The organism is Streptomyces xingningensis (assembly GCF_054957865.1).
In genome coordinates this window covers 21,206-48,109 of record NZ_JBDJPF010000059.1, presented here as the reverse complement: position 1 = coordinate 48,109, position 26,904 = coordinate 21,206, and the positions used below count along the sequence as shown (strand labels likewise).

Here is a 26,904-nt window from a genome sequence, read left to right as displayed (position 1 = left end):
GGGCGTTGTGGACCCCTGCGCTGGGGGGGGGGGGGGGGGGCACCGGGGGGGCGCTGGGGGGGGGGGGGGGGGGGGGGGGCGGGGCGGGCGCGCCGCCCGCCGGCTGGCTGAGGTCCGCCGAAGCGCTTCCCGGCTGGCTGCCGGACGCCTCGGGCTGACCCACCGGGCGAGGTGGGGGGCCGGGGCCGCACGGCCTGCCGCGGGGGCGTAACCTTGCTGGCGCCATGCCCTACCAACCGCCTACCCACAGCGTCGAGCGTTCGCTTCGAGCGACGACCGGAGCCAAGGTCGTCGCCGGGGTCGACGAGGTCGGCCGGGGTGCCTGGGCCGGTCCGGTCACCGTGTGCGCGGCCGTCACCGGACTGCGCCGCCCCCCGGAGGGCCTCACCGACTCCAAGCTGCTGAGCCCCGGACGGCGCGAGGTCCTCGCCGGGCAGTTGGAGTCGTGGGTCACCGCTTACGCGCTCGGGCATTCCTCGCCCGAGGAGATCGACGAGCTGGGTATGACGGCGGCGCTGCGGCTGGCCGCGTCCCGTGCCCTGGACGGCCTGCCGGTGCGGCCCGACGCGGTCATCCTCGATGGCAAGCACGACTACCTCGGGGATCCGTGGCGGGTCCGTACGGTCATCAAGGGTGACCAGTCCTGTGTGGTCGTCGCGGCGGCGTCGGTGATCGCCAAGGTCCGGCGGGACGCGATGATGGCCCAACTGGGCGTGGATCACCTGGAGTTCGGATTCCATGACAATGCCGGCTACCCCTCGCCGGTGCACCGCTCGGCCCTGGAGCGGCTGGGTCCGACGCCGCATCACCGGCTGTCCTGGGCCTATCTGGACGGGCTGCCGCGGTGGCAGCATTTGAAGCGGGTCCGGGTCGTCCCCGGAAGCCCGGAAGGCCCTGAAAGCCGCGGAAAGAACGCCTTGGAGGCCCGCGGTCAGCTCGGCTTCGGCTTCTGACCGCTCCAAAGGGCCACCCGCCGATGCGACTCGCACCGGCGTTTGATAAACATCAACTCATGCCTCTCATCCCCGAGGAGCCTCAGATTCACGAGAGTGTCCCGGGTCCCCGCGCTGTTCCGGCCACCGGCCGCACCGCGCCGACCCCTCGCCCTGTTCCTGGTCCCGGCCCCCGCCCGGCCCCGATGCGGCCCGGTTCCCCCGGCCCGCGCCGTGGTGCGAGCCCGGCCCCCGTCACGTCGGCCACCCCGCAGATCCAGCTGATCCCCGCTCCCGCGCAGGGTGCCCTGGATGCTGCGGACGAGGCCGTCGACCTGCTGCTCGACACCGGCCGGGCGCCGGGTGAGATCTTGGTGCTCACCACCGGCGACCCACACCCGTGGGCGGCGCATGAACTCTCCTTCGGCGAGGCGTCGTACTGGGCGCAGCACGACGCCTCGGACGATGTCTTCTACGCTGCCGCGGCCGCGGATCGGGCCACCCGCCGCCCGGTCGTGGTGCTCGCGGTCAACGGTGGTGCGGACTCCGCGGTGGCCCATGCGCTTCCCGCGGCCCTCGCCCGCGCCGGTGTGCTGCTGATCGTCTGTGGTGACCCCCAGCGGGTCAACGCCCTTCTGTCCGCGGCCGTCTGACGGCCGCCCCGACGGCGGGCCGCTGCACCGAGGGCAGGGTCCGCCGGGGCGCCCGGGTCGTCACCGCGGCACGCGCGTCACCGGGCCGCCGGCCGGCGATGTGCTTCCGGCGCGGCGCCATCGGAGGGTGGTGCCGCAGGTGAGGGTGAGTGCGGCTGTCGTCCGCTCCGGCCCTCACCCAGGATGTGCCAGCCGGCCGTGGTCAGGGTGATGTACGCGCCGCAGCGCAACCCGTGCAGAATGCAGGCGTCACGCAGGCCCCACATCCAGGCGCCGTCCTCCACGGTCCAATAGGCCTCGCCCTTACGGCAGTAGAGAAGCACCGCGGTGCGGATGGGGGCACGCCGCCGCAGATCGTGCGGTATCACCCGGCGCAGCTGGGCGAGGAGTGCGTTGCGGCGCTCCCAGCCGTCGGCCGAGCCGTTGCCATGGGTGAACGAGGCGCTGGCCGCCAGCCGTTCGTCCGGGCCGAGCACGGCGATGACGGCCGTCGACGGTGTCGGCAGATGGCGGGCGTGCAGTCCCGTGACGACTTCCCGGGGGTTGCGCAGCAGCGGGATCCCGGCCGCGGCCCACTCGGTCGGCTCGAGCAGCCGGCCCAGGCGGGAAGCGGAGTCGGCGGACGGAGGTGGAGCCAAGCCGAAGGCCATGATTCTCCCTTCGTCTGCGTGCCCACGATCGGGGGACGGGGCATCAGGCACCGGGCATTGCGTGAGGACGGCCCCGGCGAGCCGTGAACGGACGGGAGCGGGGAGCCGGTTCAATTCTCGCGGCCCCGACTACTGTGCGGCAACGATCAATTGACGCCAGTGACCGGTATTGGGCGTTCCGCCGCCTAAGTTCCCGCCAGTTCGCGCCGTGCTACCGCCGGACTGCCGGGGTCACGTCTGCGTGGCCAGGACCAAGGGAAACACTCCCGTGGCTCCCGCTCGCCGCAGCAGCCTGGCCGCGACGGCGAGGGTCCAGCCCGTGTCGGTCAGGTCATCGACGAGCAGCACCGGGCCGGGTGCCGCCGACAGGGACTCGGCGAGTGGCGGTGGCACGGTCAGCGCATCGGCCAGTGCCTTGAGGCGTTGCGCGCTGTTGGCGCGCGACAGCGGGGCGTTCGCTTCCTCGCCCTGGTATTCGACCGTGCCGAGCAGCGGCATACGGCCCATACCGGCGATGTGTTCGCCGAGCGTGCGGATCAGTTGTGGCCGGGTGCGGGAGGCGATGGTGATGACGCCCATCGGGCGGGCGGGGGCCTCCTTGGTGCCGGATGCCCAACCGCCGGACCCCCGGGCCCAGTCGGCGAGCACGGTGACCACGGCGTCGGCCACATCGTCCGGAACAGGACCGTCCGGTGCCTGGGGGGCGAGGAGCGGCCGCAGCCGGTTGCCCCAGCCGATGTCCGAGAGCCGTCCGAGGGCCCGGCCGGGAGCTGCCTGCTCGTCCGCGGGGATGCGGCCCTTGAGGGCCACTCCGACCGCGGGCATCCCCGTCGGCCACATCCGCCGCGGTTCGAGCTCCACGCCCGGGCGGCCCAGTTCACCCTTGGACGCGGCGAGTGCCGCATCGGACACCTCGGCGGTGAACCGGGGCCCCGCGCAGTTGTCGCACCGCCCGCACGAGGTCGCCCGGTCGTCGTCCAACTGCCGTCGCAGAAACTCCATTCGGCACCGTGTCGTGGTGGCGTACTCCCGCATCGCCTGTTGCTCCGTCTCGCGCTGCCGGGCCACCCAGGCGTATCGCCGGGTGTCGTATGACCAGGGCTGCCCGGTGGCGGTCCAGCCCCCGCGCACGCGCCGCACCGCGCCGTCGACGTCAAGGACCTTGAGCATGATCTCCAGCCGGGAACGGCGCAGTTCCACCTGGGGCTCCAGGGCGGGCAGGGAGAGCGGCCGGTCGGCGGCCGCCAGCACGTCCAGCGTGCGGCGCACCTGCTCCTCCGGAGGAAAGGCCAGCGAGGCGAAGTACTTCCAGATCGCCTCGTCCTCACGGCCGGGCAGCAGCAGGACCTCGGCATGCCGCACACCGCGCCCGGCCCGGCCGACCTGCTGGTAGTAGGCGATCGGAGAGGAGGGCGAGCCCAGGTGGACCACGAAGCCGAGATCCGGTTTGTCGAAGCCCATGCCCAGGGCGGAGGTGGCCACCAGCGCCTTCACCCGGTTCGCGAGCAGGTCGTCCTCCGCCTGCTGCCGGTCGGCGTTCTCGGTCTTGCCGGTGTAGGAGGCGACCGTGTGCCCGCGGTTGCGCAGGAAGGCCGCCACCTCCTCGGCGGCGGCGACGGTCAGGGTGTAGATGATGCCGGAGCTCGGGAGCTCGTCGAGGTGGTCGGCGAGCCAGGCCAGGCGGTGGGCCGCGTCCGGGAGTTGCAGGACGCCCAGGCTCAGACTCTCCCGGTCGAGCGGCCCGCGCAGCACGAGTGCCTGCTCGGCTCCTTCCCCCGTGCCCAGCTGTTCGGCGACATCCGCGGTCACCCGGGCGTTGGCGGTGGCGGTCGTCGCCAGCACGGGCACGTCCGGGGGCAGGTCGGCCAGCATGGTGCGCAGCCGGCGGTAGTCGGGCCGGAAGTCGTGGCCCCAGTCGGAGATGCAGTGCGCCTCGTCGACGACCAGGAGTCCGGTGGCGGCCGCGAGCTTGGGCAGGACCTGGTCGCGGAAGTCGGGGTTGTTGAGCCGCTCGGGGCTCACCAGCAGTACGTCGACCTCGCCGGCGGCGACCTCCGCCTGGATGGTGTCCCACTCTTCGGGGTTGGAGGAGTTGATCGTGCGGGCGTGGATTCCCGCCCGCGCCGCCGCCTCCACCTGGTTGCGCATCAGCGCCAGGAGCGGGGAGACGATCACCGTCGGGCCGCTGCCGCGCTCGCGCAGCAGCGCCGTCGCAACGAAATACACGGCGGACTTGCCCCAGCCGGTGCGCTGCACCACCAGGGCCCGGCGGCGGTCGGCGACCAGGGCCGCGACGGCGCGCCATTGGTCCTCGCGCAGCTGTGCCGCGCCCGTGGGGTCGCCGACGAGACGGGCCAGGACGGTGTCGGCCGCGGTGCGGAGGGCTTCGTTGCTCATGCCCCCATGCAACACGAGGCCACTGACAATGCGCGAACCCATGGTGCCGGGGCGGCACTGTCCACAGGAGTAGTAGGACAATATGCGGGCAGTTATCCACAGGCCTGGCGAAGGGGGGCGAATTCGCGGGACTCTCCTGCCATGACCAGCCACGAGGAATCAGCCCGCCCACCCGTCTCGTCCCCCGCCTGGGATCCCCCGGCGGAAGGGCACGTCACACTCCGCAGCCCGGCCGAACTGGCCGACGCACTACCGTATTTGCTCGGTTTCCATCCCGACGACAGCGTGGTGCTGGTGGCATTGCACGGCGAGCGCGGCCGCTTTGGCGGCCGGCTCAGGACCGGCATCCCGGCAGCCCGGGAAGGCTGGCCCGAGATTTGCGACCAGCTCGCCGAAACGCTGGTCGCGGGCTGCGCCAAGCGCGGCACCCCGCCCGACGGCGTCGTCCTGTTCCTGTGCCAGGACCCCGCGGGAGAAGAGACCTCCCGCGCCGTGATGGAGCGGCTGCGCCCGCTCGCCCAGTGCCTCAGGGTCTCCTGCGGCGGGCTCGACGTCCCGGTGTTCGAGGCGCTGTGCATCTCCGGCGACCGCTTCTGGTCGTACTGCTGCTCGGACGCGCGCTGTTGCCCACCGGAGGGGGTGCCCCTGGCCCTGCCCGGCACGTCCGTCATGGCGGCGGCAGCCGCCTACGCGGGCATCCAGGTCGCGGGCTCGCTGCGGCAGCTGGAGGCCCGATACGCGCCCCTCACCGGCGGCCGGGCCGAGGAGCAGCGGCGGGCCCTCGACTCCGCCGCGGCCGAGCTCGTTCCCCGTATGCTCCGCGGTGCCGACTGCGAGACCGTGCGGCAGGAGACGCTCGACCTGGCACGACTGGTGCTGCGACGACTCCACGAGGTCCCACCCGTCACCGGGAGGCCGGAGGCCGACGCACGCGACGACGGCCTCGTCACCGTCGACGAAGCCGCTGCGATCATTCTCGGGCTGCAGGACCGCACCACGCGAGACCATGCCGCGGAGTGGATGGAGGGCCCGCAGGCGCCGACGGTCCTGCGCCTCTGGCGCGCCCTCGCCCGCCGCTGTGTCCCCCCGTACACCGAGCACGCGGCCGCGCCCCTGACTCTTGCGGGCTGGGTTGCCTGGTCGGTCGGCGGCCACCCGGAGGCCAGGGTCGCCCTCGGCCGTGCGCTGAGTGCCGACCCCGAGTATCTCTTCGCGCAACTCCTGCACCACGCATGCAATGAGGGCATGGACCCGGAACGCTTGCGGAGCTGTCTGAGGCAAGGGCAGGCCGACCGGGCGGCGGGGCGCACCGCCCCGGTGGAGATCCCCGCCGGTCCGCCGTCAACGGCCGGCCGGGGCGTCACGATCGCGCCCGGGACCGGCCGGGGCGGCGCGCCGGGAAGCACGGGCCCCGGAGCATCGAACGGGCCCGCCGGGAAGCCGCGCCCCCGGCGGCACTCCGGCCGACGCGGGGCCCGTGACCGGCGCTGACCGGGGTGCCTGCTCGCCCACCGTGACCTCCGCGGGTCCGGCTGCGTTCACCTGAGTGGCCCCATCGACTTCAACCGTGGTCCGTCGTCCCGGTCCTGACGCCCGCACGGAGTGCAGACACAGTGCATGACATCGCTCCCCATGCCCCTTCGGCCCTCCGCCCGTCCGCTTCCCAGCGCACCGGAACCGCCCGCTCCCTCGGGCCGCAGCCCGTGCACACTGCACTGATCTGCGTCGCACTGCCCGCCCTCGCGATCTCCGGTGAGCATGGCCAGCTCTCCGGGCACGGACTCGACGGCTTCTACCGCGGCGGGCGGCGGATGCTGGCGCGGTGCCGGGTGCAGGTCGCCGGTGCCGAGCCGGTTCCCGTGCAGGGGCGGCTGCTCCAGGCCGGCCGGGCGCGCTTCGTGGGCACGGTGCGGACCACCGCGGACGAGGGGCCGGATCCCGCCGTGACCGTCGAACGGCTGAGGGACGCCGAGGGCATCGAGCGGATCACCGTGCGCAGCTCGGCCACCCGTGAGCTGCGGCTGGCGGTGGAGGTGTCGCTGGCGACCGACCTCGCCGACCTGGGCGCGGTCGCGGCGGGCCGGGGCGGCCCCGAGATCCCCGCCGGGGTACACGCCTCGGGGCTGCGCTGGGTGGCGCCCGGGATGCACTCGGTGGTCACGGCCGACCCCCCGCCCGGCGACGTCCTGGCTTCCGCGGGACTGCTGCGCTGGGAGATACATCTGCCGCCCGGCGGCACCAGGAGCATCGAGCTCCGGGTCCGGCCCGAGCTGCCCGGCAGGCCACGTCCGCCGGAGAGCGCGACATCCCTTGGCCGGGCCGGTGCACCGTGGGGCGACGCCCAGGCGGACGGGGACGACTCGAGAGCCGCCGCGCTCCTGGGTACCAGTCTCGACGATCTTCGGGCCCTGCTCGTGCGCGACCAGGGCCGGTCGGCCGTCCACCTCGCCGCCGGCGTTCCCTGGCGCTGTGGCCGCCTCGCTCCCGCGGAGGCGCTGTGGGCGGCGCGCATGATGCTGCCGCTGGGCGTCCGGCTGGCCGCCGGGACGCTGCGTGCCCTGGCCCGTACCCAGTTGTCCGGGCCCGGCCCGGACAACGGCCGCATTCCGGGAGCGTTGCGCCATGTCGGCGCGTATCTGCCGCCCGGCTGCACGGGCGTCGAGGCGACCCTGCTGTTTCCCGCCGTCCTCGCCGAAGCCTGGCGGTGGGGGCTCCCCGGACCGGAGGTGGAGTCCCTGCTGCCCGCCGCCGAACGCTGTCTGGCGTGGCTGCGGACGGCGGCCGGGGACGGATACCTCGCGGACCCGGTGCCCGGCGGTCCGTACCGCTGTGAGGTACAGGCGCATGCCCACCGGGCCGCACTGCTCGGCGCGGACCTCCTGGAGGCGTTCCACCACCCCGGAGCGGAGAACTGGCGGGACTGGGCATATGGCCTGCGGCGTCGATTCCGCGAGGAGTTCTGGGCCGAGGACCGGGCCGGCGGGCGCCCGGTGACGGCCCGTACTCCCGAGGGCCGCCGGATACCGCATCTGGGAAGTGCCGCCGCATACCTGCTGGACACCGGTCTGCTCGGTGCCGGGACATACGCGGAGGGGCTGCTCGACAAGGTGCAGACCGAGCAACTGGCCCGGCTTCTCGGCAGTCCCGCCCTGGACTCCGGATGGGGCCTGCGCAGTCTCGGGGCGAAGGAACCGGGGCACAACCCGTTCGGGCACCGCAGCGGCGCGGTGCGGGTGCACGAGACGGCCGTCGCCGTGGCCGGGCTGGCGGCAGCCGGCTATGAGAAGGAGGCGGCTGCCCTGTTGCGCGGAACCCTCGACGCCGCCGAGGCCTTCGACTGGCGGCTGCCGGAGATGTACGCGGGCGAGCAGCGCAGCACCGGCAGCGCTCCACTGCTCCACCCCGCCGCCTGTCGGCCCGCCGCCGTCGCGGCGGCGGGTGCGGTTCAGCTGTTGACCACCCTCGCCGGTGTGCGGCCGGACGTGCCGGCCGGAAGCGTGACCGTTCGCCCGCTGCGCTCCGCCCCGCTCGGCGCCTTGCGATTCACGGGGCTGCGGGTCGCCGAGCAGCCGTTCGCCGTACGGATCAGCAGGCTTGGGCTGGGCATGGTCGAAGAGGCGGCGGACGGCCTGCAGCTGGGGGTGTGAGCACGATGCGTGTCAGGCCGTCCGGCCGGTCGCAGGTCACTGCGATCGGCCATGGTCAAGACCCTGTTTATCGTCAGGCAGACGACTATGATCGCGTCATGCCCTACGACCCGTCGGCCTTTCCGCCCTTCGCCGTCACCGTCGACCTGGTCGTCCTCACTGTGCGTCGGCACGCGCTGTGCGCGCTGGCCGTCCGCCGTGGCGAGCCCCCCTACCAGGGCCGATGGGCGCTCCCGGGCGGGTTCGTGCGGGCGGATGAGGACCTGGCGGCCGCGGCGGCCCGGGAGCTGGCCGAGGAGACCGGGCTGCACGCCCATGACCCGGCTTGTCCGGTGCTCACCAACGCCGCGCACCTGGAACAGCTCGCCACCTATGGCGACCCGAAGCGCGATCCGCGCATGCGCGTGGTCAGCGTGGCCCACCTCGCCCTCGCCCCCGACCTGCCGGCACCGCGCGCCGGCGGTGACGCACACAGCGTCCGCTGGGCGCCGGTGGACGACCTGCTCAACCAGGGGGCCGCGTATGAGCGGGAGGGCGAGCAGCCCGCCCCGCTCGCCTTCGATCACGCCCGCATCCTCGCCGATGGGGTGGAACGCGCCCGCTCCAAGATCGAGTACTCCTCCCTCGCCACCGCCTTCTGTCCCCGGGAATTCACCGTCGGCGAACTCCGCCGGGTGTACGAGGCGGTGTGGGGGGTCGCCTTGGACCCGCGCAATTTCCACCGCAAGGTCACCGGCACCCCGGGCTTCCTGGTCCCCACCGGCGGTACGACGACCCGCCAGGGCGGCCGTCCCGCGCAGCTCTTCCGGGCGGGCGGAGCCACCCTGCTCAACCCGCCCATGCTGCGCCCCGAAGCGTAGGGAACCGTTCCGACCTGCTCCCGTCTGCTCGCGGAGCAGGACACGCCCACCAAAAGCCTTCATTGCGTAGCAAATAGGACATAACGGGTTACGGTGCTGCGGTAGTTCCGCGTCTCAGCATGCCCGCCGACGCCCGCGCGCAGGGCCGTCGCACGTCCCGCGAGAGAAGTCATGATCCAGGCCATCGGACTGACCAGCGTCCCCCGCCGCAACCGGCCCCTCGCCGTCGACGACCTCACCTTCGAAGCCCGGCCCGGATGCGTCACCGTCCTGCTCGGTGAGCCCGGCGCGGGCAAGACCAGCGCCTTGCGCCTGATGCTGCGCCTCGACCCGGGGCGCGGCGTCGCTCTTTTCCGGGGCCGCGGCCTCGACCGGGTGCCTCATCCCACGCGCGAGATCGGCGTGCTCCTCGGCGACGTCCCCGGCCATCCGGCCCGTACCGCCCGCAGCCACCTGAGGATGCTCGGTGCGGCTGCCGGGGTTCCCTCGGCGCGCGTCGACGAGGTGCTCGACGTGGTGGGGCTCAGCGGCCTCGCCGACCAGCGCCTCGGTGGCTTCTCCCGGGGCATGGACCGCCGTCTCGGCCTTGCGGCGGCCCTCCTCGGCGACCCTCACACGCTCGTGCTCGACGAGCCCGCCCATGACCTCTCCCCCCGGGAGACCTCCTGGCTCCACGGGATGCTGCGGGGCTACGCGGCCCAGGGCGGCGCCGTCCTCGTCACCTCACGCGTACCCGGCGAGGCGGCACGCATCGCCGACCGGGTTGTCACCATCGACCACGGCCGTCTGGTCGCCGACCAGGACGCCGCCGACTTCGCCCGCTCGCGGATGCGGCCCCGGGTCACCGTCCAATCGCCGCATGCGAGCCGCCTCGCCCACCTCATCTCGACGGAAGCGGCCGTGAACGGGCCGACGCCGGACGGGCCGCCCGTCGAAGTGGTGCACGAAGACGGCACCCGACTCTCGGTCTACGGAAGCAGCTGCGCCGCCGTGGGGGAGACCGCGCATCGGCACGGCATCCTCGTGCACCGCCTGGCCGAAGAGAAGGAATATCTCGCCGCCGCCCCTCCTCTGCAACGCGCCGATGGCCGCCGCCCGTCCGCCGACGGCACCGGGACCGGCGCATCGGAAGGTCCGCGCTCCCGGGTCCAGCCTCCTCTGCCCCGGCCCAGCCCGGTATGGCCGCTCCGCTACGAGCTCTGCCGGGTCGTCGGGGTGCGCACCGCCTGGCTCGTGATGGCCGTTGCCCTCGCGGCCTCGCTGCTCGCCTCCGTGCTGCTCGCCCGCGCCGGTGCTCCGGTGCCCGGGATGCTCGCGGGCTGGCCCACCGTGCTGCCGCTGTCCCCGGCCGCCTTCGGCGCCGGGCTGTTCGGTGCGCTCGCCTTCGGGCACGAGTTCCGCTACCCCGCGCTGGTCCCGGACGGAGGCACCGTTCCGCGTCGCTTCGGTCTGCTCGGTGCCAAGCTCGTCGTCACGGGCGTCGCGGCCGTGCTCCTCGCGCTCTCCTCCATCACCCTCGACGCGGTCGTCGCATGGCTGCTCTTCGGCGGATCCGCCATCGCGCTCCCCGTCGGCTGGGGGGTCGCGCTCACCGGATGGGTCGGTCTCACCCTGGGGTGTGCCTGGGCCGGTCTGCTCGGTGCCGGACTCTTCCGATCCACCGCCCTGGGGCTGCTCGCGGTGCTGGCGGTGCCGACTCTCGTGGTGCCGCTCGTGGGCGGTCTCCTCGCCCGGCCCGCGGTGCGGTCCCTCGTCGGGCTGCCGGAACGACTGCGCTCCACCTCACTGGTCCGATGGCCGTCCGGACTGGATCAAGGCCTCGCGGTCGTGCTGCGGCTGATGTCCCAACCCGTCGGCTGGGCCCTGGCGTTGTCGCTCGCGGCGCTCCTCGGAGCCTATGTCCTCACGGTGCTCCGTGGCCGGCCGCGCTGAGGGCTGTGCTATTGCGCCGGTGGTGCATTCCCCGAGCGCACGGCCAACACAGGGTGACGATCAACGGCGGGAGGAGCCGGAGGAACGCTCGTCAAGATCCATGGAAATGACCTCAAGACGTGCTCCATGACCAAGCCCGAACTACAGCATGGTCGCTCTCCGTACTCACTCAACCTCAGAGCGTGCCGTTTTGTGTCCGTTTGGGCGTCAATTGTGAGGTAATGGGCGATCACCCTTTCGTGTGCTTTTCACCAAAGACCTCAAGGCGCTTCCACCCGTCGCCGACAAAGGAAGCGTGAGTACCCTTGCGCACACCATGATGACCGCGGCTCGCCCCGCCGACTCCGGCCTTACCGGCCCGGGCGAGCTTGACCGATACTCCTATGCGGACGCCCCCGGGGCGGACCGCGGTTCCCCGCTGGCCTGGGACGGCGAAGCGGAACTGGGCCGGGCCGGCCGCCGCGCTGCCGGAAGCCGCGGCCGGGGGCTGCACGGCCAGCTCGTCCAGCAGCTGGGCCAGATGATCGTCTCCGGCGACCTGGGCGCCGACCGCCCGCTCGTCCCCGAGGAGATCGGACAGCGCTTCGAAGTCTCCCGCACCGTCGTCCGCGAATCCCTGCGTGTCCTCGAGGCCAAGGGCCTCGTCAGTGCCCGGCCGAACGTCGGCACCCGCGTCCGTCCCGTCAGCGACTGGAACCTCCTCGACCCGGACATCATCGAATGGCGGGCCTTCGGGCCGCAGCGCGACGACCAGCGCCGTGAGCTGTGCGAGCTGCGCTGGATCATCGAGCCGCTGGCCGCCCGGCTCGCCGCGGGCCACGGGCGCGAGGAAGTCCAGCAGCGGCTCGCGGACATGGCCGAGATCATGGGCCACGCGTTGGCCCAGGGTGACTCGCTCACCTTCTCCCGGGCCGACGCGGAGTTCCACACCCTGCTGCTCCAGGTCGCGGGCAACCGCATGCTGGAACACCTCTCGGGCATCGTCTCCGCCGCTCTCCATGTCTCCGGTGCATCGGCCGGCGGCTGTGACCGTCCCACCGACGCGGGAGTCGGGCACCATCTGCGGATCGTCGACGCCGTGGGTGCGGGGGACGCCGCCGGGGCGGAGGCCGCGATGCGTCAACTCCTGGTATCCCACCCGGAGGTCGAGCGGGTGGTGCCCGCGCCGCGCGAGCACTGACCGCGGGAGTCGGGCTGGACGGACGGAACGGTACGCGCGGGGCTGCTCATCCGGCTCGCGCGTACGACCGTACGCGCGAGCCGGATGAGCAGCCCCGCGCGTACCGCGCGTGGTGGTCTGTCCAGTTGGATGGTCTTTCACTCCGGTATGTGGTGTGACTCGGGCCACGAGGATTGGGTGTAACGCTCCTTGAGGCAGCGCGATGACTAAAGAGGTGGTGGCCGCGGAGGGAATACAAGTCTCGTCAGAGGCGCTGTGTTGCACCGCGCCACCGCCCGCGCCGTCGGTTCATCCTTGCCGGCGGTCGTCGGCCCCAACCCGCCGCGGATGGGGCCGGAAGCCATTTCCATCGTTCCGAGAGGTTGTTCGTGTCGGCCAGCACATCCCGTACGCTCCCGCCGGAGATCGCCGAATCCGAGTCTCTGATGGCGCTCATCGAGCAGGGAAAGGCCGAGGGGCAGATCGCCGGCGACGACGTGCGTCGGGCCTTCGAGGCTGACCAGATTCCGCCAACCCAGTGGAAGAACGTTCTGCGCAGCCTCAACCAGGTCCTCGATGAGGAGGGTGTGACGCTGATGGTCAGTGCCGCAGAGGCGCCGAAGCGCACCCGCAAGAGCGTCGCAGCGAAGAGCCCGGCGAAGCGCACCGCCACCAAGGCCGTCTCCTCGAAGGCGGTCACGTCCCAGTCGGCTCAGTCCACGGCATCCGCCGACTCCGCCACGGTGGGCGACTACGGGGATGACACGGGCGAAGAGGCCGTGGCACCCGCCAAGAAGGCCGCCGCCAAGAAGACGGCCGCCAAGAAGACGGTGGCGAAAAAGGCCGCCGCCAAGAAGACGACGGCCAAGAAGACCACCGCCAAGAAGGACGCCGACGAGATCCTCGACGAGGATCTCGTCGAGGAGAGCCCCACCCCGGGCAAGGGCGACGACGAGGACGAGGCGGGCGAGAACAAGGGCTTCGTCCTGTCCGACGACGACGAGGACGACGCCCCCGCGCAGCAGGTCGCGGTGGCCGGTGCCACGGCCGACCCGGTCAAGGACTACCTCAAGCAGATCGGCAAGGTCCCGCTCCTCAACGCAGAGCAGGAGGTCGAGCTCGCCAAGCGCATCGAGGCCGGTTTGTTTGCCGAGGACAAGCTGGCGAATTCCGACAAGCTCGCCCCCAAGCTCAAGCGTGAGTTGGAGATCATCGCCGAGGACGGGCGCCGTGCCAAGAACCACCTTCTGGAGGCCAACCTCCGGCTCGTGGTCTCCCTGGCCAAGCGGTACACCGGCCGCGGCATGCTCTTCCTGGACCTGATCCAGGAGGGCAACCTCGGTCTGATCCGTGCCGTCGAGAAGTTCGACTACACCAAGGGCTACAAGTTCTCCACGTACGCGACCTGGTGGATCCGCCAGGCGATCACGCGTGCGATGGCCGACCAGGCTCGCACCATCCGCATCCCGGTGCACATGGTCGAGGTCATCAACAAGCTTGCGCGCGTTCAGCGCCAGATGCTTCAGGATCTGGGCCGCGAGCCCACCCCGGAGGAGCTGGCCAAGGAACTCGACATGACCCCGGAAAAGGTCATCGAGGTCCAGAAGTACGGGCGTGAGCCGATCTCCCTGCACACGCCGCTGGGTGAGGACGGCGACAGCGAGTTCGGTGACCTCATCGAGGACTCGGAGGCTGTCGTCCCGGCCGATGCGGTCAGCTTCACGCTCCTCCAGGAGCAGCTGCACTCCGTGCTGGACACGCTCAGCGAGCGTGAGGCGGGTGTGGTGTCCATGCGGTTCGGCCTCACCGACGGTCAGCCCAAGACCCTCGACGAGATCGGCAAGGTCTACGGGGTGACGCGTGAGCGCATCCGCCAGATCGAGTCGAAGACCATGTCCAAGCTGCGCCACCCGTCGCGCTCTCAGGTGCTGCGCGACTATCTCGACTAGATCGAACAGATCCCGAAAGCAGTGCTCCCGGCTGGGCCCGGTCTCTCCTCGGAGGGGCCGGGCCCAGCCGCTTCCGGATGCGGGGACCCCGATCCGGGGTGACGCTGGGTACGCAAGGAACTCCGCCTGGTCAGGAGATGATATGCGTGCCCTGAGCTGCCGTCTGGTCGGCGTGGTCGTGCTGCTGTTGACGCTCCCCGGTCCGGCTTCGGCTCAGGACCGGGTCGTCGTCGGGGGGCAGATCGTGAAGATCACTGATGCGCCCTGGGCGGTGGCTCTGGCGAGCCGTGAGCGGTTCGGTGGATCCAGGGACGGACAGTTCTGCGGCGGGGTCGTGGTGGGGCCCACCACCGTCGTCACCGCCGCTCACTGTGTGGGCCGTGATGTGCTGGGCGTTGACGCGAACGAGGCCAAGGACCTCAGGGTCATCATTGGGCGCGGTGATCTGCGGGGTGCGGGTGGGGCGGAGGTGGCACTGCGCGACGTCTGGGTCAACCCGAACTTCGATACGACCACCAATGCCGGAGATGTGGCCGTGCTCACCCTGGCGCAGCCCCTGGCGGAGGGTTATGCCCTTCCGCTGGCACAGCAGGGAGACGCGACCTATCAGTCCGGCACAGTCGCCGCCGTCTACGGGTGGGGCGATCTGACCGGGAACGGCGCCTATGCCCAGACGCTGCACGGTGCCCCGGTGCTGGTGCTGGGTGACGACCTGTGCGAGCAGGCGTACCCGGGAGGGCCGGAAGGCACATACAGCCGCGCGTCCATGCTCTGCGCCGGGTGGCCGCAGGGCCGGCTGGACGCCTGCCAGGGGGACAGCGGCGGGCCTCTGGTGGCGCGCGGGCGACTGATCGGGCTGGTGTCCTGGGGGAGCGGGTGCGGGCTGCCGGGGCGCCCCGGGGTCTACACGCGGATCTCGGCCGTGGCGCCCCTGGTCATGGAGCACCGTGCCGATGTCCTCAGGCCTCCTGCCGTCCTGGTTGCCCCGCCTGCCACTCCAGTCGCATCGCCCGGGGTGGCGCAGCCGAAGCCCGGGCCCTGATGTCCTCCGGTGCAAGGGCACGGGAGCGCACGAGAACGGGCGGCCTCCCGGTGAGGGTGGCCGCCCGCGGCTGTCCAGCCCTGGATGGCGGGACCTCGCTCGTCGTCGGGTGCGATGTGTCAGCGTTCCTTTGTGGACTCAGCGGTCCTCGTTGGACGCGGACGCCGGGACGGCCGTCAGCCGCTCCGTCTCGTCCTGTATCTCCGCGGCGATCTTCTTGAGTTCTGGCTCGAACTTGCGCCCATGGTGAGCGCAGAAGAGCAGTTCACCGCCGCTCAAGAGAACGACGCGCAGGTATGCCTGAGCGCCGCACCGGTCGCAGCGGTCAGCGGCCGTCAGCGGGCTCGCGGGGGTCAGAACAGTAGTCACGTCGCCTCTTCTCTAGCTCGACGAGCTGTCGTACCAGGGTCAACATCCAACCAGGCCGAAAACGTTCCCGCTCGTGGCTTTTCCTCGAAACTTCCTTCCGAGTGAGCCGGACCTTGACGTTTGGCGGCGAATGAGCCGTATTGCGTGGGTTTACGGTTTCACGTCGCTGGGGGCTTTTGTCCTCCGGCTGGCTTGCCGGGTTGTTCTTGAGGACGTGCCCGGAGCCTAAATGGTTCATGCCTCCAAGGGAACGTGATGTGCACGTCACCCCATCGAGTCATCGAACGTCTGATCGATGCTCTACTAGCATGGGCATCGCCGCGGGTGGCGGCGCAAAGGCTCTATCAGGCCTCGGTACCCTCTGAACGGCGACCGAGCCATCCATGTGCCCACCACCGGGCCAGAGAAAAATTCAGCGAGGAGCGAACCGCGTGACCGCCGATACGTCCGTGCCGTCCACCGCATTGCTGACCGGGGCAGACCGGGACGGATCCAACTACACCGCGCGGCACCTGCTCGTCCTCGAGGGACTGGAAGCCGTCCGCAAGCGCCCCGGCATGTACATCGGCTCGACCGACAGCCGTGGCCTGATGCACTGTCTCTGGGAGATCATCGACAACTCCGTCGACGAGGCCCTCGGCGGCTTCTGCGACCACATCGAGGTGATCCTCCACGACGACGGTTCGGTGGAGGTGCGCGACAACGGCCGGGGCATCCCGGTGGACGTCGAGCCCAAGACCGGGCTGTCGGGCGTCGAGGTCGTGATGACCAAGCTGCACGCGGGCGGCAAGTTCGGTGGCGGCTCGTACGCCGCCTCCGGCGGCCTGCACGGTGTCGGCGCCTCCGTTGTCAACGCACTGTCCGCCCGGCTGGACGTCGAGGTGGACCGCGGCAGCAGAACGCACTCGATCAGCTTCCGCCGGGGCGTCCCCGGCATCTTCACCGAGTCCGGCCCCGACGCCCCGTTCGATCCGGCCAACGGCCTTCTCAAGGGCAAGAAGGTCCCCAGGACCCGCACCGGCACCCGGGTGCGTTACTGGGCCGACCGCCAGATCTTCCTCAAGGACGCCAGGCTCTCGCTCGAGACGCTCTACGGGCGTGCCCGGCAGACCGCGTTCCTGGTTCCGGGGCTGACGATCGTCGTCCGGGACGAGCGCGGCCTGGGTGGCGAGGGGAAGACCGAGGAGACCTTCCGCTACGACGGCGGCATCAGCGAGTTCTGCGAGTACCTCGCGCAGGACAAGGCGGTCTGCGATGTGCTGCGGCTGAGCGGGCAGGGCACCTTCAAGGAGACCGTGCCGGTCCTGGACGACCGTGGCCATATGACCCCCACCGAGGTCACGCGGGAACTCGGCGTGGACATCGCCCTGCGCTGGGGCACCGGGTACGACACCTCGGTGAAGTCCTTCGTCAACATCATCGCCACCCCCAAGGGCGGCACACATGTGACCGGTTTCGAGCGCTCGATCACCAAGACGGTCAACGAGGTGCTGCGGGCGTCGAAGCTACTGAGGGTCGCCGAGGACGACGTCGTCAAGGACGACGCCATGGAGGGGCTCACCGCGGTGGTCACCGTGCGGCTGGCGGAGCCGCAGTTCGAGGGGCAGACCAAGGAGGTCCTGGGCACCTCGGCCGCCTCCCGGATCGTGGCCAATGTGGTCGCCAAGGAACTCAAGGCGTTCCTGACCTCCACCAAGCGCGACGCCAAGCAGCAGGCGCGAGCCGTGCTGGAGAAGATCGTCGCGGCGGCCCGTACGCGCATCGCCGCCCGGCAGCACAAGGAGGCCCAGCGGCGGAAGACGGCCCTGGAGTCCTCCTCGCTGCCGGCCAAGCTCGCCGACTGCCGCAGCGACGACGTCGACCGGAGCGAACTGTTCATCGTCGAGGGCGATTCGGCGCTCGGCACGGCCAAGTTGGCGCGGAACTCCGAGTTCCAGGCGCTGCTGCCGATCCGCGGCAAGATCCTCAATGTTCAGAAGTCGTCGGTCTCGGACATGCTCAAAAACGCCGAGTGCGGAGCGATCATCCAGGTGATAGGAGCGGGGTCGGGCCGGACCTTCGACATCGACGCCGCCCGGTACGGGAAGGTCATCTTCCTCGCCGACGCGGATGTGGACGGGGCACACATCCGCTGTCTGCTGCTCACGCTCTTCCAGCGCTATATGCGGCCGATGGTGGAGGAGGGCCGGGTCTTTTCGGCAGTGCCGCCCTTGCACCGCGTCGAGTTGACCCATCCCAAGAAGGGCCAGGACAAGTACGTCTACACATACTCCGACGGCGAGCTGCGGCAGACCTTGCTGGAACTCGAGCGCAAGGGCGTGCGGTACAAGGACTCCATCCAGCGCTACAAGGGTCTGGGTGAGATGGACGCCGACCAGCTCGCGGAGACCACGATGGACCCCCGCCACCGCACGCTGCGGCGGATCAACATCAGCGATCTGGAGGCCGCGGAGCGCGCCTTCGACCTGCTGATGGGCAATCAGGTTGCCCCTCGCAAGGAGTTCATCACCAACTCCGCGGCCACCTTGGACCGTTCGCGCATCGACGCATGATTCTCCACCTCCGGGTGGAGAGCGGATCTCCACCCGGAGCCCACCCCTGGTCCGATCCGGGCCGGGCGCCGTCTCCGTAACGTCGGATGTGTTGTTGATCCGCGCTCCACGGAGGCTCTGCCCATGTCCGGTGTGACCGAAGCGGTGTTGATCGTCGCGGTCCTGACGATCGTGTCGGCGCGACAGATGAAGCCGTACCCATCGGCCTCGGTCGCCAGGTGCTGGTGGCTGCTTCCGGCCGTCCTCGTCTTCGTGGCCCTGCGCGGGCCGGGGCTGATCGATTCCCGCCGTGGTGCGGCCTCCTCGGGGCTGCCGGCCTGCGGTGCAGTGGTCGGGTTCGCGACCGGGGTGGCCTGGGCGTGGACCACCCGAATAACCGGCGTCGTGCTCCGGCGGGTTCGGAGTCTGCGCCCGATGTACCGGGTCACTGCCGGTGGCTGAGACTGGCGCCTCGGCGGAGGGACGGTACGTGCCGATCGAGAACTGGACCGAATGGCCTGCCCGTGAGGCTCTGTGCCGGGCGAACGTGCCCCTGCGGCGACGGGTTGTGACCTGGGTGGTGCGGGTCGTCCTGGTCGGCGCGTTCCTCTGGGGGACGGTGAGCGAGGGCGTCTTCCATGGGTGGGGTTATGCCGGCTTTGCCGCCGGGTTCCTGGTCTGTGCCGTCGCCGTCCGGGGCTGCTACCACTCGACGCTGGCCCAGCGGTTGTTGCCGTCGGTGGGGCTGCTGGGGGTGCTCGTCATCGTCGGTGCGGGCGCGGCGTCCGTGGGTGCGCATGTCGCGGCGGGCGGGCTGTGGTGTGTGGCTGCGGCCATCGCGGTGCAGCGGCTGCCGCTCGGGTACGGCCTGGCCGTCGCGGCGGTCGCCATGGGCGCGTACTGGATCCTGATCGGCGGGCACCGGGCGCTTGCGACCGCGGGGACGGTCGCCGCGGTCATGCTGATCGGGTATTCGCTCAGGCTGGACGACGAAGCGAGGGGCGCCGGGTTCCGGCTGCTGGCGCAGGAGCGGGCGGCACGGCGCGCGGAGGCCGAGTCGGCGGCGCTGGCCGAGCGTGCCCGGATCGCCCGGGAGATCCATGATGTGCTCGCGCACAGCCTCTCGGCCCAGCTTGTCCATCTGGAGGCCGCCCGGCTGCTCATCGAGAGCGGGGCGGACCGGACACGGGTGCTGGAACGGGTGGCGGCCGCGCGGGGCATGGCACGCGAAGGGCTGGCCGAGACCCGGCAGGCACTGTCGGCGCTGCGGGGCGAGATGACTCAGCCGGAGGACTTCCTGCGGGAGGTCGCGGCCTCCGAAGGGGCGCGTCTCGAGGTGACGGGCGAGCCGCGCCGGCTGCCCGCGGAGGCCGGGCTGGCCGTGCGGAGGGTCGCGCAGGAGGGGCTGACCAATGTGCGCAAGCACGCTCCCGGGGCGTGGGTGGAGATGAGATTCGCCTATCTGGAGGGAGAGGTGGAGCTGTTGATCCGTGATGGCGGGGCACGGGTGGAAACCGGCGGTCTGGCGGCCTCCGGGGCCGGGTACGGTCTGCTCGGGATGCGGGAGCGTGCCGAGTTGCTGGGCGGCACGCTGGACGCCGGACCGGCCGGGGCTGAGCAGAAGGGTTTTGTGGTGCGTCTGAGGGTGCCCACGTGACGAGTGGTGCGGAGGGGTCGAGTCGGGTGGGTGGTGAAGCGGTACGGGTGGTGGTCGCCGACGACCAGACCGTAGTGCGCGAGGGGATTGTGATGCTGCTGGGGCTGTTGCCCGGCATTGAAGTGGTTGGTTCGGCGGCCGATGGGCTGGAAGCCCTGCGGCTGGTCGCCGAACACGCCCCGGATGTGGTGCTGATGGATCTGCGCATGCCGCGCTGCGACGGGGTGGAGGCGACTCGGCGCATCCGGGCCGAGTACCCGGCCACGCAGGTCGTGGTGCTGACCACCTTCGGTGACGACGACTCGATGTTCCCCGCCCTCCGGGCCGGTGCGCGCGGCTATCTCACCAAGGACGCCGGCGGGGAGGAGATCGTCAGGGCGGTGCAGCATGTCAGGTCGGGGGAGGCGGGGCTCTCGCCGCAGGTACAACGGCGCTTGCTGGAGCGGCTTGCCGAGTCCGGCGCCCAGGCTTCCAGCGCCGGTGCTCCAACACCCGGTGCCATGGCCGCCCATGGGTTGCCGGACGGGCTGACGGCCCGTGAGGCAGAGGTTCTGGCCCTGGTCGCCGAAGGTCTGTCAAACGCGGAGATCGCCCGTCGGCTGCATGTGAGCACGGCGACGGTGAAGACGCACATCAACAACCTCTTCGCCAAGACCGGGGTGCGTGACCGGGCCCAGGCGGTCCGCTATGCCTTCCGGAACGGCATCGCCCAGCCTCCCTGAGCGCCGTACGGCCTGTGGAGCAGGGGGAGCCGGCGGTGTGTCACCGGACGGCCCAGACGTAGCGGTGCTCCGGCCGCCCCGTCTCGCCGTATCTGAGGGTGAGGCTGAGTCTGCCGGACTCCTCGAGCCGCTTGAGGTAGCGCTGAGCGGTGGAGCGGCTCAGCCCCGACCGTGCCGCGACCTCGTGCGCCGATAAGGGCTGCGCCGCGGCGGAGAGCACCTGGCGGATCAGTTCGGCCGTCGGGGCCGAGTGCCCCTTGGGCAGCGGCGCGGTGGCGGCGGCGGTGCGCAAGGCGCCGAAGATCCGGTCGACTTGGTCCTGCTCCGCCTCCGCGGTGCCGTCCAGCGCCCGGCGCAGCTGAGCGTATGCCTCCAGCTTCACCCGCAGGCCGGAAAAGGTGAACGGCTTGACCAGGTACTGCAGGGCGCCGTAGCGCATCGCCATCTGGACGGTCGCGATGTCGCGGGCGGCCGTGACCATGATGACATCGGTCAGATGGCCGAGTTGCCGGATGCGGCGGATCAATGACAGGCCCGTCTCGTCCGGCAGGTAGTGGTCGAGCAGCATCAGGTCGACCTTTTGCCGGTCCAGCACATCGAGGGCCTGCGCCGCATCGTGGGCCTTGGCGGTGACATGGAAGCCCGGAATCCTGGCGACATAGGCGGCGTTGATCTGGGTGACGCGGAAGTCATCGTCGACGACGAGCACTTCGATCATCGGTTCACTCCTTCGAGTCGGCGCAGCGCTTCCGGCAGTTCCACGGTGAAGACCGCGCCGCCGCCCTGGCGTTCGGCCACCCGGGCGGATCCGCCGTACCGTTCGGCCAGCCGTCGCACCAGCGAGAGTCCGAGGCCCCGACGGCGGTGCGGGACGGGTTCCTTGGTGGTCCAGCCGTCGGTGAAGACCAGTTCCCGGGCCTCGGCGGGGATGCCCGGACCGTTGTCCGAGATCCGCAGGACGACGGTGGATCCCTCCGCGCGCAGGTCGACCTCCACCAGGGGTGCCGCGGGCGGTTGCGGCGACCGGGCGGCGGTGGCCGCGTCGAGGGCGTTGTCCACCAGGTTGCCGAGCACGGTGACCACGTCCCTGGGGTCCACCACCCGGCCCGGCAGATGGGTCGTCCCGCTCACCCGCAGCGTTGCCCCGCGTTCCGCGGCGACCGCGCTCTTGCCCACCAGCAGGGAGCCGATCAGCGGATCTCGCACCCGCTCGGTGACCTGTTCGGCTGTGGCCCGGTGCGCTCCGGCCACCTCCGACACAAACTCGACCGCCTCTTCGTGCAGCCCCAGTTCCAGCAGCCCGACGAGGGTGTGCATGCGGTTGGCGTGCTCGTGGTCCTGGGCGCGCAGCGCCTCGGTCAGCCCCCGGGTGGCATCCAACTCCCGGCTCAGCTGCTCGAGTTCGGTGCGGTCGCGCAGCGTCGCCACTGCACCTCGGCCGACGGTGGCCATGCGGTTGACGACCAGAACCCGGTCGTTCCGGACGGTGAGCAGGTCGGTGCCCGCCACTCGTCCGGCCAGTACATCGGCGGTCCGGCAGGCGGGCAGGACGGTGTCGAGCCGGTGGCCGATGGCCTCGGGGCCCAGGCCCAGCAGGCGCTGTGCCGCGTCATTGACGAGCCGGATGCGCTGATGCCGGTCCAAGGCGACCACACCCTCGCGAATGCCGTGCAGCATGGCCTCCCGCTCATCGAGCAGGGCCGAGATCTCCGAGAGTTCGATGCCATGGGTGCGCTTGCGCAGCCGCCACGAGACGGCGACCGCGGCGATTGCGCCGACGCCCAGCGCCGCACCGGCGTACAGCAGGATGTCGGGCACGGAGTGCAGCAGCAGCACGCGCACGCTGTCGTAGGGGATGCCGACCGAGACGACGCCGACGATGGCGCCGTCGGTGTCCCGAAGGGGGACCTTGCCGCGTGCCGAGCGGCCCAGGGTGCCCACCTCGATGCCGGTCCATTCCCGTCCGGACAGCGCGGCCTCCGGGTTGGTGCTGACGTGTTGGCCGATCTGCGAGGGGTTGGTGTGAGAGTAGCGGATGCCCTGGACGTCGGTCACCACCACATAACTGGCCCCGGTGGCAAGGCGGATGCGCTCCGCGTCGGTCTGGACCGGGCCGTCCGGCTCGGGCCGCCCGGCCAGCAGGGCGTGGGCGATGCCGGGTTGGGCCGCGGTGGCCTGGGCGATGGCCAGCGCCCGGTGTTCGGCCTGGTCGTCCAGGCGGGAGCCGAGCGGGGCGAGAAAGAGGCCCGCGGTGAGCAGGGTGACACCGGTGATGATGAGCAGCTGGACGGACAGTACCTGGGCGAAGACGCGTCGGGGCCACCGGGGGCGCATGGGTGTCTCTTTCGTGTCGGCACCTGTCGGAGTGCGGCGTTCCGATTCGGCGGCAGGGGCCGAACACCGCGTGGATCATGCCCGGTTACCCGGCCCTTCCATGTCTGTCACTTGTTCTAGCGCGAGCAAAACGAGTAGAACAGGGTTTGTGCACTTAAGCCGCACAGCGCTCACAAGGCTGCCCTGGTGTCATCCGCCGCTCCTAACCTCCAGCACCGGTGCCCCGCCCCCGGATCGCGGGGCCGAAGTGCCGGCAGCGGAGGCGGATGGATGAACCATGACAACATGTCGGGAGGTGTCCCGGCGATCGAGCTGCGCGGTGCGAGCAAGGTGTTCCGTACGCCCTCGGGAGCGGACCACCCGGCGGTGCGCGATCTCGATCTCACCGTTGGGCAGGGGGAGTTCGTGGCGGTCGTCGGTCCGACCGGCTGCGGAAAGTCCACCACGCTCACCCTGGTGAGCGGGCTGGAGGAGCCGACCGAGGGCGAAGTGCTGGTCGGCGGGCGGCCGGTGAACGGCATCCCGCCGGAGGTCGGCTTCGTCTTCCAGCAGGACGCCGTCTTTCCCTGGCGGACCGTGCTGTCCAATGTGATGGCCGGCCCGCGCTTCCGGGGCGTCCGCAAGACGGAGGCCCGGCAGCGGGCCCGGGACTGGCTCGGCCGGGTGGGCCTCGGGACCTTCGCCGACCGCTATCCGCATCAGCTCTCCGGCGGGCAGCGCAAGCGGGTGGCGCTCGCCCAGACCTTTGTCAACGACCCCACCATTCTGCTGATGGACGAGCCGTTCTCCGCACTGGATGTGCAGACCCGGGCGCTGATGTCGGACGAACTGCTCGAATTGTGGGGCGGTTTCCGTGCGGACGGGCGGAACGTGCCTCGCGCCTCCGTGGTCTTTGTCACCCATGACCTCGAGGAGGCCATCGCGCTGGCCGACAAGGTGGTGGTGATGACGGCCGGTCCGGCCACCGTCAGGGAAGTCTTCCCGATCGCCCTCCCCAGGCCCCGCAAGGTCGAAACCGTGCGCCTGGAACCGCGATTCATCGAGATCTACCGCGAGATCTGGTCCTCGCTCGGCGAAGAGGTCCGCATCACCCGAGAGAGGGGCACCCCTCATGTCGCCTGAGTCCGTCACCGCCGGGGCGCCCGCGGCACAGCGTGCTTCGGGCCGCACCCAGGCCAGGGCGCGGGCCGCCCGTAACCGCAGGGTCCTGGTGTTCGCGGCACGTGTGGTGCTGCTCGCCGTGGTGCTGGGGTCCTGGGAGGTCATGGCCCGGAAGGGTGTCATCGATACCTTCAACTACTCGATGCCATCGAAGATCTGGGATCAGATCGTGCAGTGGACCATGCATGGCACCGCGTATGGATCACTCGGGGAGCAGATCTGGACCACGCTCTACGAGGCCCTGTACGGATGGGTGGTCGGGGTGACGATCGGGGTGGTGCTCGGCATCGCCCTCGGCCGGGTGTCCTTTCTCGCCGAAGTCCTGGGCCCGTTCATCAAGATGCTCAATGCGCTGCCACGGATCGCCCTCGCACCGATCTTTGTGATCTGGTTCGGGCTGGGACCCGCCTCCAAGGTCGCCTCGGCCGTGGTGCTGGTGTTCTTCCCGGTCTTCTTCAACGCCTTCCAGGGCGCCCGCGAGGTGGACCGCAACCTGGTCGCCAACGCCCGCATCCTGGGTGCGAGCAACCGCCGGGTGACGTTGCAGGTCGTCATCCCGGCCGCCACCTCCTGGATCTTCACCAGCCTGCATGTCAGCTTCGGCTTCGCCCTGATCGGCGCCATTGTCGGTGAGTACATCGGAGCGAGCCAGGGCATCGGGCTGCTCGTCGCCACCTCTCAGGGGAACTTCAACACGGCCGGGGGGTATGCGGCGATGGCGATCCTGGCCGTGGTCGCACTGCTCGCGGAGGGGCTGCTGACCTTCGTGGAGAAACGCCTCTTCCGCTGGAAGTCCTCGGTGCCGGGCGAGCGCTGATGCGGTGACCCCCGCCGGATCCACACCCCCCGACATATATCCCTGACCATAAGGAACCGCACATGCGTATGTTCGGAAAGTCCGCCAGGGTCTCCGCGATGGTGACGGCGGGGGCGCTGTGTCTCGTGCTCGCCGGCTGTGCCGACGACTCGTCGTCGAACGCCGCCGCCAAGGGCAACGAGGTGGCCAAGGGAGACACCGTCAAGATCATGGTCGGTGGTCTGGACAAGGTGATCTACCTGCCGGTGATGCTCGCCGAACGGCTCGGCTACTTCCAGCAGGAAGGCGTCTCGGTCAAGTTGCTGACCGAGCCCGCCGGTGTGCAGGCCGCCACCGCGCTGGTCTCCGGCGATGTCCAGGGTGCCGTCGGCTTCTACGACCACACGCTCGACCTCCAGGCCAAGGGCAAGAAGGTGGAGTCCGTGGTCCAGCTGGCGCAGACGCCGGGGGAGGTGGAGGTGGTGTCCAGGAAGGCCGCGGCGGAGCTGACTTCACCCAAGGACTTCAAGGGCAGGAAGCTGGGGGTCACCGGACTCGGTTCGTCCACCGACTTCCTGACGAAGTATCTGGCCGTCAAGAACGGGGTGAAGGTCAGCGAGTTCACCCCGGTCGCGGTGGGCGCGGGCCAGACGTTCATCGCCGCGCTCCAACGGGGCTCCATCGACGGCGGCATGACCACCGACCCCACCGTCGCGCAGATCCTCGCCAAGAACACCGGCAAGGTCATGCTCGACATGCGGACCCCCGAGGGCTCCAAGGCCGCGCTCGGCGGGCTCTACCCCTCCTCCTGCCTCTATATGACCAGCAGTTGGGCGAACGATCACCGGGACACCGTTCAGAAGCTCGCCAACGCCCTGGTCAAGAGCCTCAAATGGATGTCCGTGCACAAGCCGGGGGAGATCGCCGCCAAGATGCCCGCCGACTACGCCAAGGGCGGCAAGGAGCTCTACACACAGGCGATCGGGGCCACCCTGCCGATGTTCACCAAGGACGGCGTGATGCCCGCCGACGGGCCGAGGACCGTGCACGAGGTCCTCAAGTCCTTCAACTCCGAGCTCAAGAACGTCTCGGTGGACCTGGAGAAGACCTACACCACGGAGTTCGTCAGGAAAGCGGGCTGACGGAGACGACGTCCATCCGGGCCGGGGTGCCCGGCGCCCGGCCACAGCTCTCCGGACGGGGCGGTTCCGCGGCGCCCTGCTCGACCACCACCCGCCAGGCACGGCCGTCGGTGTGGACCACGGTCACGGTCCAGCGCGGCGCCGTGCCCCGGGTCCCGGACACATCCAGGGCGTCCGCGCCCTCCTCACCGGTCAGTTCCCGGACCGCCAGCTCGGCGGCCTGCGCGGGGCGCTCCCAGGTGGAGCGCCCCCGGCAGTTCACGGTGACGGCGCGGCCCTCGCGGGCGGCTTGGAGCACCTCCTTGACGCCATGCGCGGTGGCCCGCCCGTATGCGTAGCCATAAGGCAGGACGAACAGCGTCGGTGCGAAGCGATGTCCCCCGATGTGGGTGACCTCCCAGACCTCTGCGCCGCCCGCGGCGGCCAGCTCCGCCGCCAGCGGGCGGCCCAGCAGGGCGCAGCAGCGGTCCCGCTTGCCGTTGGTGCAGACCAGGGCGAGCGGGTCTCCGTCGTACGGATCCCACAGCCCCCCGTGCTCGCCCGCCCCCAGCGCCGCGAAGTCCAGCCCGGCAAGGCAGGCGGGGTCGGTGAGTTCCGCGGTGCGGATCCAGGAGCGGCCGGGGGACGTGTGGGCGCCGAAGACCCGCTGGCCGGCCGGCCGGTGGCAGTCCGCGTGCCGCCCGGGGCGGCGGATCAGCGCGATGCGCACCCCGGTGCCCTCGGCCGCGGCTTCGAGCGCCCGTGCGACGGCCGGGGCGAGATGGCTGGAGGCGAGGGCGTCGGCGCCCCAGGGCCCGGGCTGTTCGATCAGCAACCAGGTCCGTGCGGTGGCCGCCGTACCGGCCAGGGGCTCGGTCAGTCGGCGGGAGGCGGTCGAGCACATACTCACGTAGGCGAGCCTAACCTGACTTTGTGCGCACTGCGCGGGAGTTGATCGGCTCGTACGACTTCCGGGCCGCCCGGCGTCCGAA

Annotated in this window: 22 protein-coding genes; 16 read left to right on the top strand and 6 right to left on the bottom strand. The window is 70.9% G+C overall.

Annotation, left to right across the window (positions count from 1 at the left end; all coding sequences use genetic code 11):
* Positions 1-224 precede the first annotated feature (224 nt).
* Positions 225-953: a ribonuclease HII gene (locus ABCR83_RS25780; protein WP_462697572.1), complete on the top strand. Its 729-nt coding sequence runs from the start codon at positions 225-227 to the stop codon at positions 951-953.
* Positions 954-1,012: 59 nt separating this feature from the next.
* Complete coding sequence (locus ABCR83_RS25775) at positions 1,013-1,585, top strand: hypothetical protein (protein ID WP_462697571.1); 573 nt, start codon at positions 1,013-1,015, stop codon at positions 1,583-1,585.
* A gap of 77 nt (positions 1,586-1,662) precedes the next feature.
* Here ABCR83_RS25775 and ABCR83_RS25770 read toward each other — a convergent pair whose 3' ends face one another.
* Entirely contained in the window at positions 1,663-2,235 is a 573-nt protein-coding gene (locus ABCR83_RS25770; RefSeq protein ID WP_462697570.1) for a hypothetical protein, read from the bottom strand.
* A 231-nt stretch (positions 2,236-2,466) separates the two neighbouring features.
* Positions 2,467-4,632, bottom strand: coding sequence for a RecQ family ATP-dependent DNA helicase (locus tag ABCR83_RS25765; RefSeq protein ID WP_462697569.1), 2,166 nt, complete (start codon positions 4,630-4,632; stop codon positions 2,467-2,469).
* Positions 4,633-4,773: 141 nt separating this feature from the next.
* On the opposite strand from ABCR83_RS25765, the gene ABCR83_RS25760 reads away from it, so the two are divergent.
* The 7 genes from ABCR83_RS25760 to ABCR83_RS25730 all read left to right on the top strand — a co-directional run bounded on the left by ABCR83_RS25760 (position 4,774) and on the right by ABCR83_RS25730 (position 15,221).
* The gene (locus tag ABCR83_RS25760; RefSeq protein WP_462697568.1) at positions 4,774-6,123 is read left to right on the top strand and encodes a DUF4192 domain-containing protein; all 1,350 of its coding nucleotides are present in this window, start codon (positions 4,774-4,776) and stop codon (positions 6,121-6,123) included.
* A 212-nt stretch (positions 6,124-6,335) separates the two neighbouring features.
* The gene (locus ABCR83_RS25755; RefSeq protein WP_462697567.1) at positions 6,336-8,279 is read left to right on the top strand and encodes a glycogen debranching N-terminal domain-containing protein; all 1,944 of its coding nucleotides are present in this window, start codon (positions 6,336-6,338) and stop codon (positions 8,277-8,279) included.
* 98 nt (positions 8,280-8,377) lie between these two features.
* Positions 8,378-9,139, top strand: a complete 762-nt coding sequence (locus ABCR83_RS25750; protein ID WP_462697566.1) for an NUDIX hydrolase — start codon at positions 8,378-8,380, stop codon at positions 9,137-9,139.
* Positions 9,140-9,310: 171 nt separating this feature from the next.
* Entirely contained in the window at positions 9,311-11,071 is a 1,761-nt protein-coding gene (locus ABCR83_RS25745; protein WP_462697565.1) for an ABC transporter ATP-binding protein, read from the top strand.
* 241 nt (positions 11,072-11,312) lie between these two features.
* Complete coding sequence (locus ABCR83_RS25740; protein ID WP_462697564.1) at positions 11,313-12,251, top strand: FadR/GntR family transcriptional regulator; 939 nt, start codon at positions 11,313-11,315, stop codon at positions 12,249-12,251.
* 368 nt (positions 12,252-12,619) lie between these two features.
* Complete coding sequence (locus ABCR83_RS25735) at positions 12,620-14,179, top strand: RNA polymerase sigma factor (protein ID WP_462697563.1); 1,560 nt, start codon at positions 12,620-12,622, stop codon at positions 14,177-14,179.
* Between the two features lie 142 nt (positions 14,180-14,321).
* Positions 14,322-15,221, top strand: coding sequence for a S1 family peptidase (locus ABCR83_RS25730; protein WP_462697562.1), 900 nt, complete (start codon positions 14,322-14,324; stop codon positions 15,219-15,221).
* 138 nt (positions 15,222-15,359) lie between these two features.
* On the opposite strand, the gene ABCR83_RS25725 is transcribed toward ABCR83_RS25730, so the two are convergent.
* Entirely contained in the window at positions 15,360-15,590 is a 231-nt protein-coding gene (locus tag ABCR83_RS25725) for a DUF7455 domain-containing protein (protein ID WP_462697561.1), read from the bottom strand.
* A gap of 431 nt (positions 15,591-16,021) precedes the next feature.
* Here ABCR83_RS25725 and ABCR83_RS25720 point away from each other — a divergent pair, with 431 nt between their 5' ends.
* The 4 genes from ABCR83_RS25720 (at position 16,022) to ABCR83_RS25705 (ending at position 20,500) form a co-directional block, all read left to right on the top strand.
* Entirely contained in the window at positions 16,022-18,142 is a 2,121-nt protein-coding gene (locus ABCR83_RS25720; RefSeq protein WP_462697560.1) for a DNA gyrase/topoisomerase IV subunit B, read from the top strand.
* A 123-nt stretch (positions 18,143-18,265) separates the two neighbouring features.
* Entirely contained in the window at positions 18,266-18,583 is a 318-nt protein-coding gene (locus ABCR83_RS25715; RefSeq protein WP_462697559.1) for a hypothetical protein, read from the top strand.
* Between the two features lie 28 nt (positions 18,584-18,611).
* Complete coding sequence (locus ABCR83_RS25710) at positions 18,612-19,778, top strand: sensor histidine kinase (RefSeq protein WP_462697558.1); 1,167 nt, start codon at positions 18,612-18,614, stop codon at positions 19,776-19,778.
* A 26-nt stretch (positions 19,779-19,804) separates the two neighbouring features.
* A complete protein-coding gene (locus tag ABCR83_RS25705) occupies positions 19,805-20,500 on the top strand; it encodes a response regulator transcription factor (protein ID WP_462697557.1) in 696 nt (231 codons plus the stop codon).
* A 40-nt stretch (positions 20,501-20,540) separates the two neighbouring features.
* On the opposite strand, the gene ABCR83_RS25700 is transcribed toward ABCR83_RS25705, so the two are convergent.
* Together ABCR83_RS25700 and ABCR83_RS25695 are read right to left on the bottom strand one after the other, a co-directional pair.
* A complete protein-coding gene (locus ABCR83_RS25700; RefSeq protein ID WP_462697556.1) occupies positions 20,541-21,218 on the bottom strand; it encodes a response regulator in 678 nt (225 codons plus the stop codon).
* Positions 21,215-22,834 carry a sensor histidine kinase gene (locus tag ABCR83_RS25695; RefSeq protein WP_462697555.1) on the bottom strand — a complete coding sequence of 540 codons (1,620 nt, stop codon included), beginning with the start codon at positions 22,832-22,834 and terminating at the stop codon, positions 21,215-21,217. The genes ABCR83_RS25700 and ABCR83_RS25695 overlap by 4 nt, the downstream gene beginning before the upstream one ends.
* Positions 22,835-23,119: 285 nt before the next feature.
* On the opposite strand from ABCR83_RS25695, the gene ABCR83_RS25690 reads away from it, so the two are divergent.
* From ABCR83_RS25690 to ABCR83_RS25680, 3 genes are all read left to right on the top strand, one after another.
* Positions 23,120-23,956: an ABC transporter ATP-binding protein gene (locus tag ABCR83_RS25690; RefSeq protein ID WP_462697554.1), complete on the top strand. Its 837-nt coding sequence runs from the start codon at positions 23,120-23,122 to the stop codon at positions 23,954-23,956.
* On the top strand, positions 23,946-24,812 hold the full coding sequence (locus ABCR83_RS25685; protein ID WP_462697553.1) for an ABC transporter permease: 867 nt from the start codon (positions 23,946-23,948) through the stop codon (positions 24,810-24,812). Before ABCR83_RS25690 ends, ABCR83_RS25685 begins: the two co-directional genes overlap by 11 nt.
* A gap of 68 nt (positions 24,813-24,880) precedes the next feature.
* A complete protein-coding gene (locus ABCR83_RS25680; protein WP_462697574.1) occupies positions 24,881-25,933 on the top strand; it encodes an ABC transporter substrate-binding protein in 1,053 nt (350 codons plus the stop codon).
* Here ABCR83_RS25680 and ABCR83_RS25675 read toward each other — a convergent pair.
* Positions 25,917-26,822, bottom strand: a complete 906-nt coding sequence (locus ABCR83_RS25675) for a sucrase ferredoxin (protein WP_462697552.1) — start codon at positions 26,820-26,822, stop codon at positions 25,917-25,919. The two genes, ABCR83_RS25680 and ABCR83_RS25675, sit on opposite strands and share 17 nt — an antisense overlap.
* Positions 26,823-26,904: the final 82 nt, after the last annotated feature.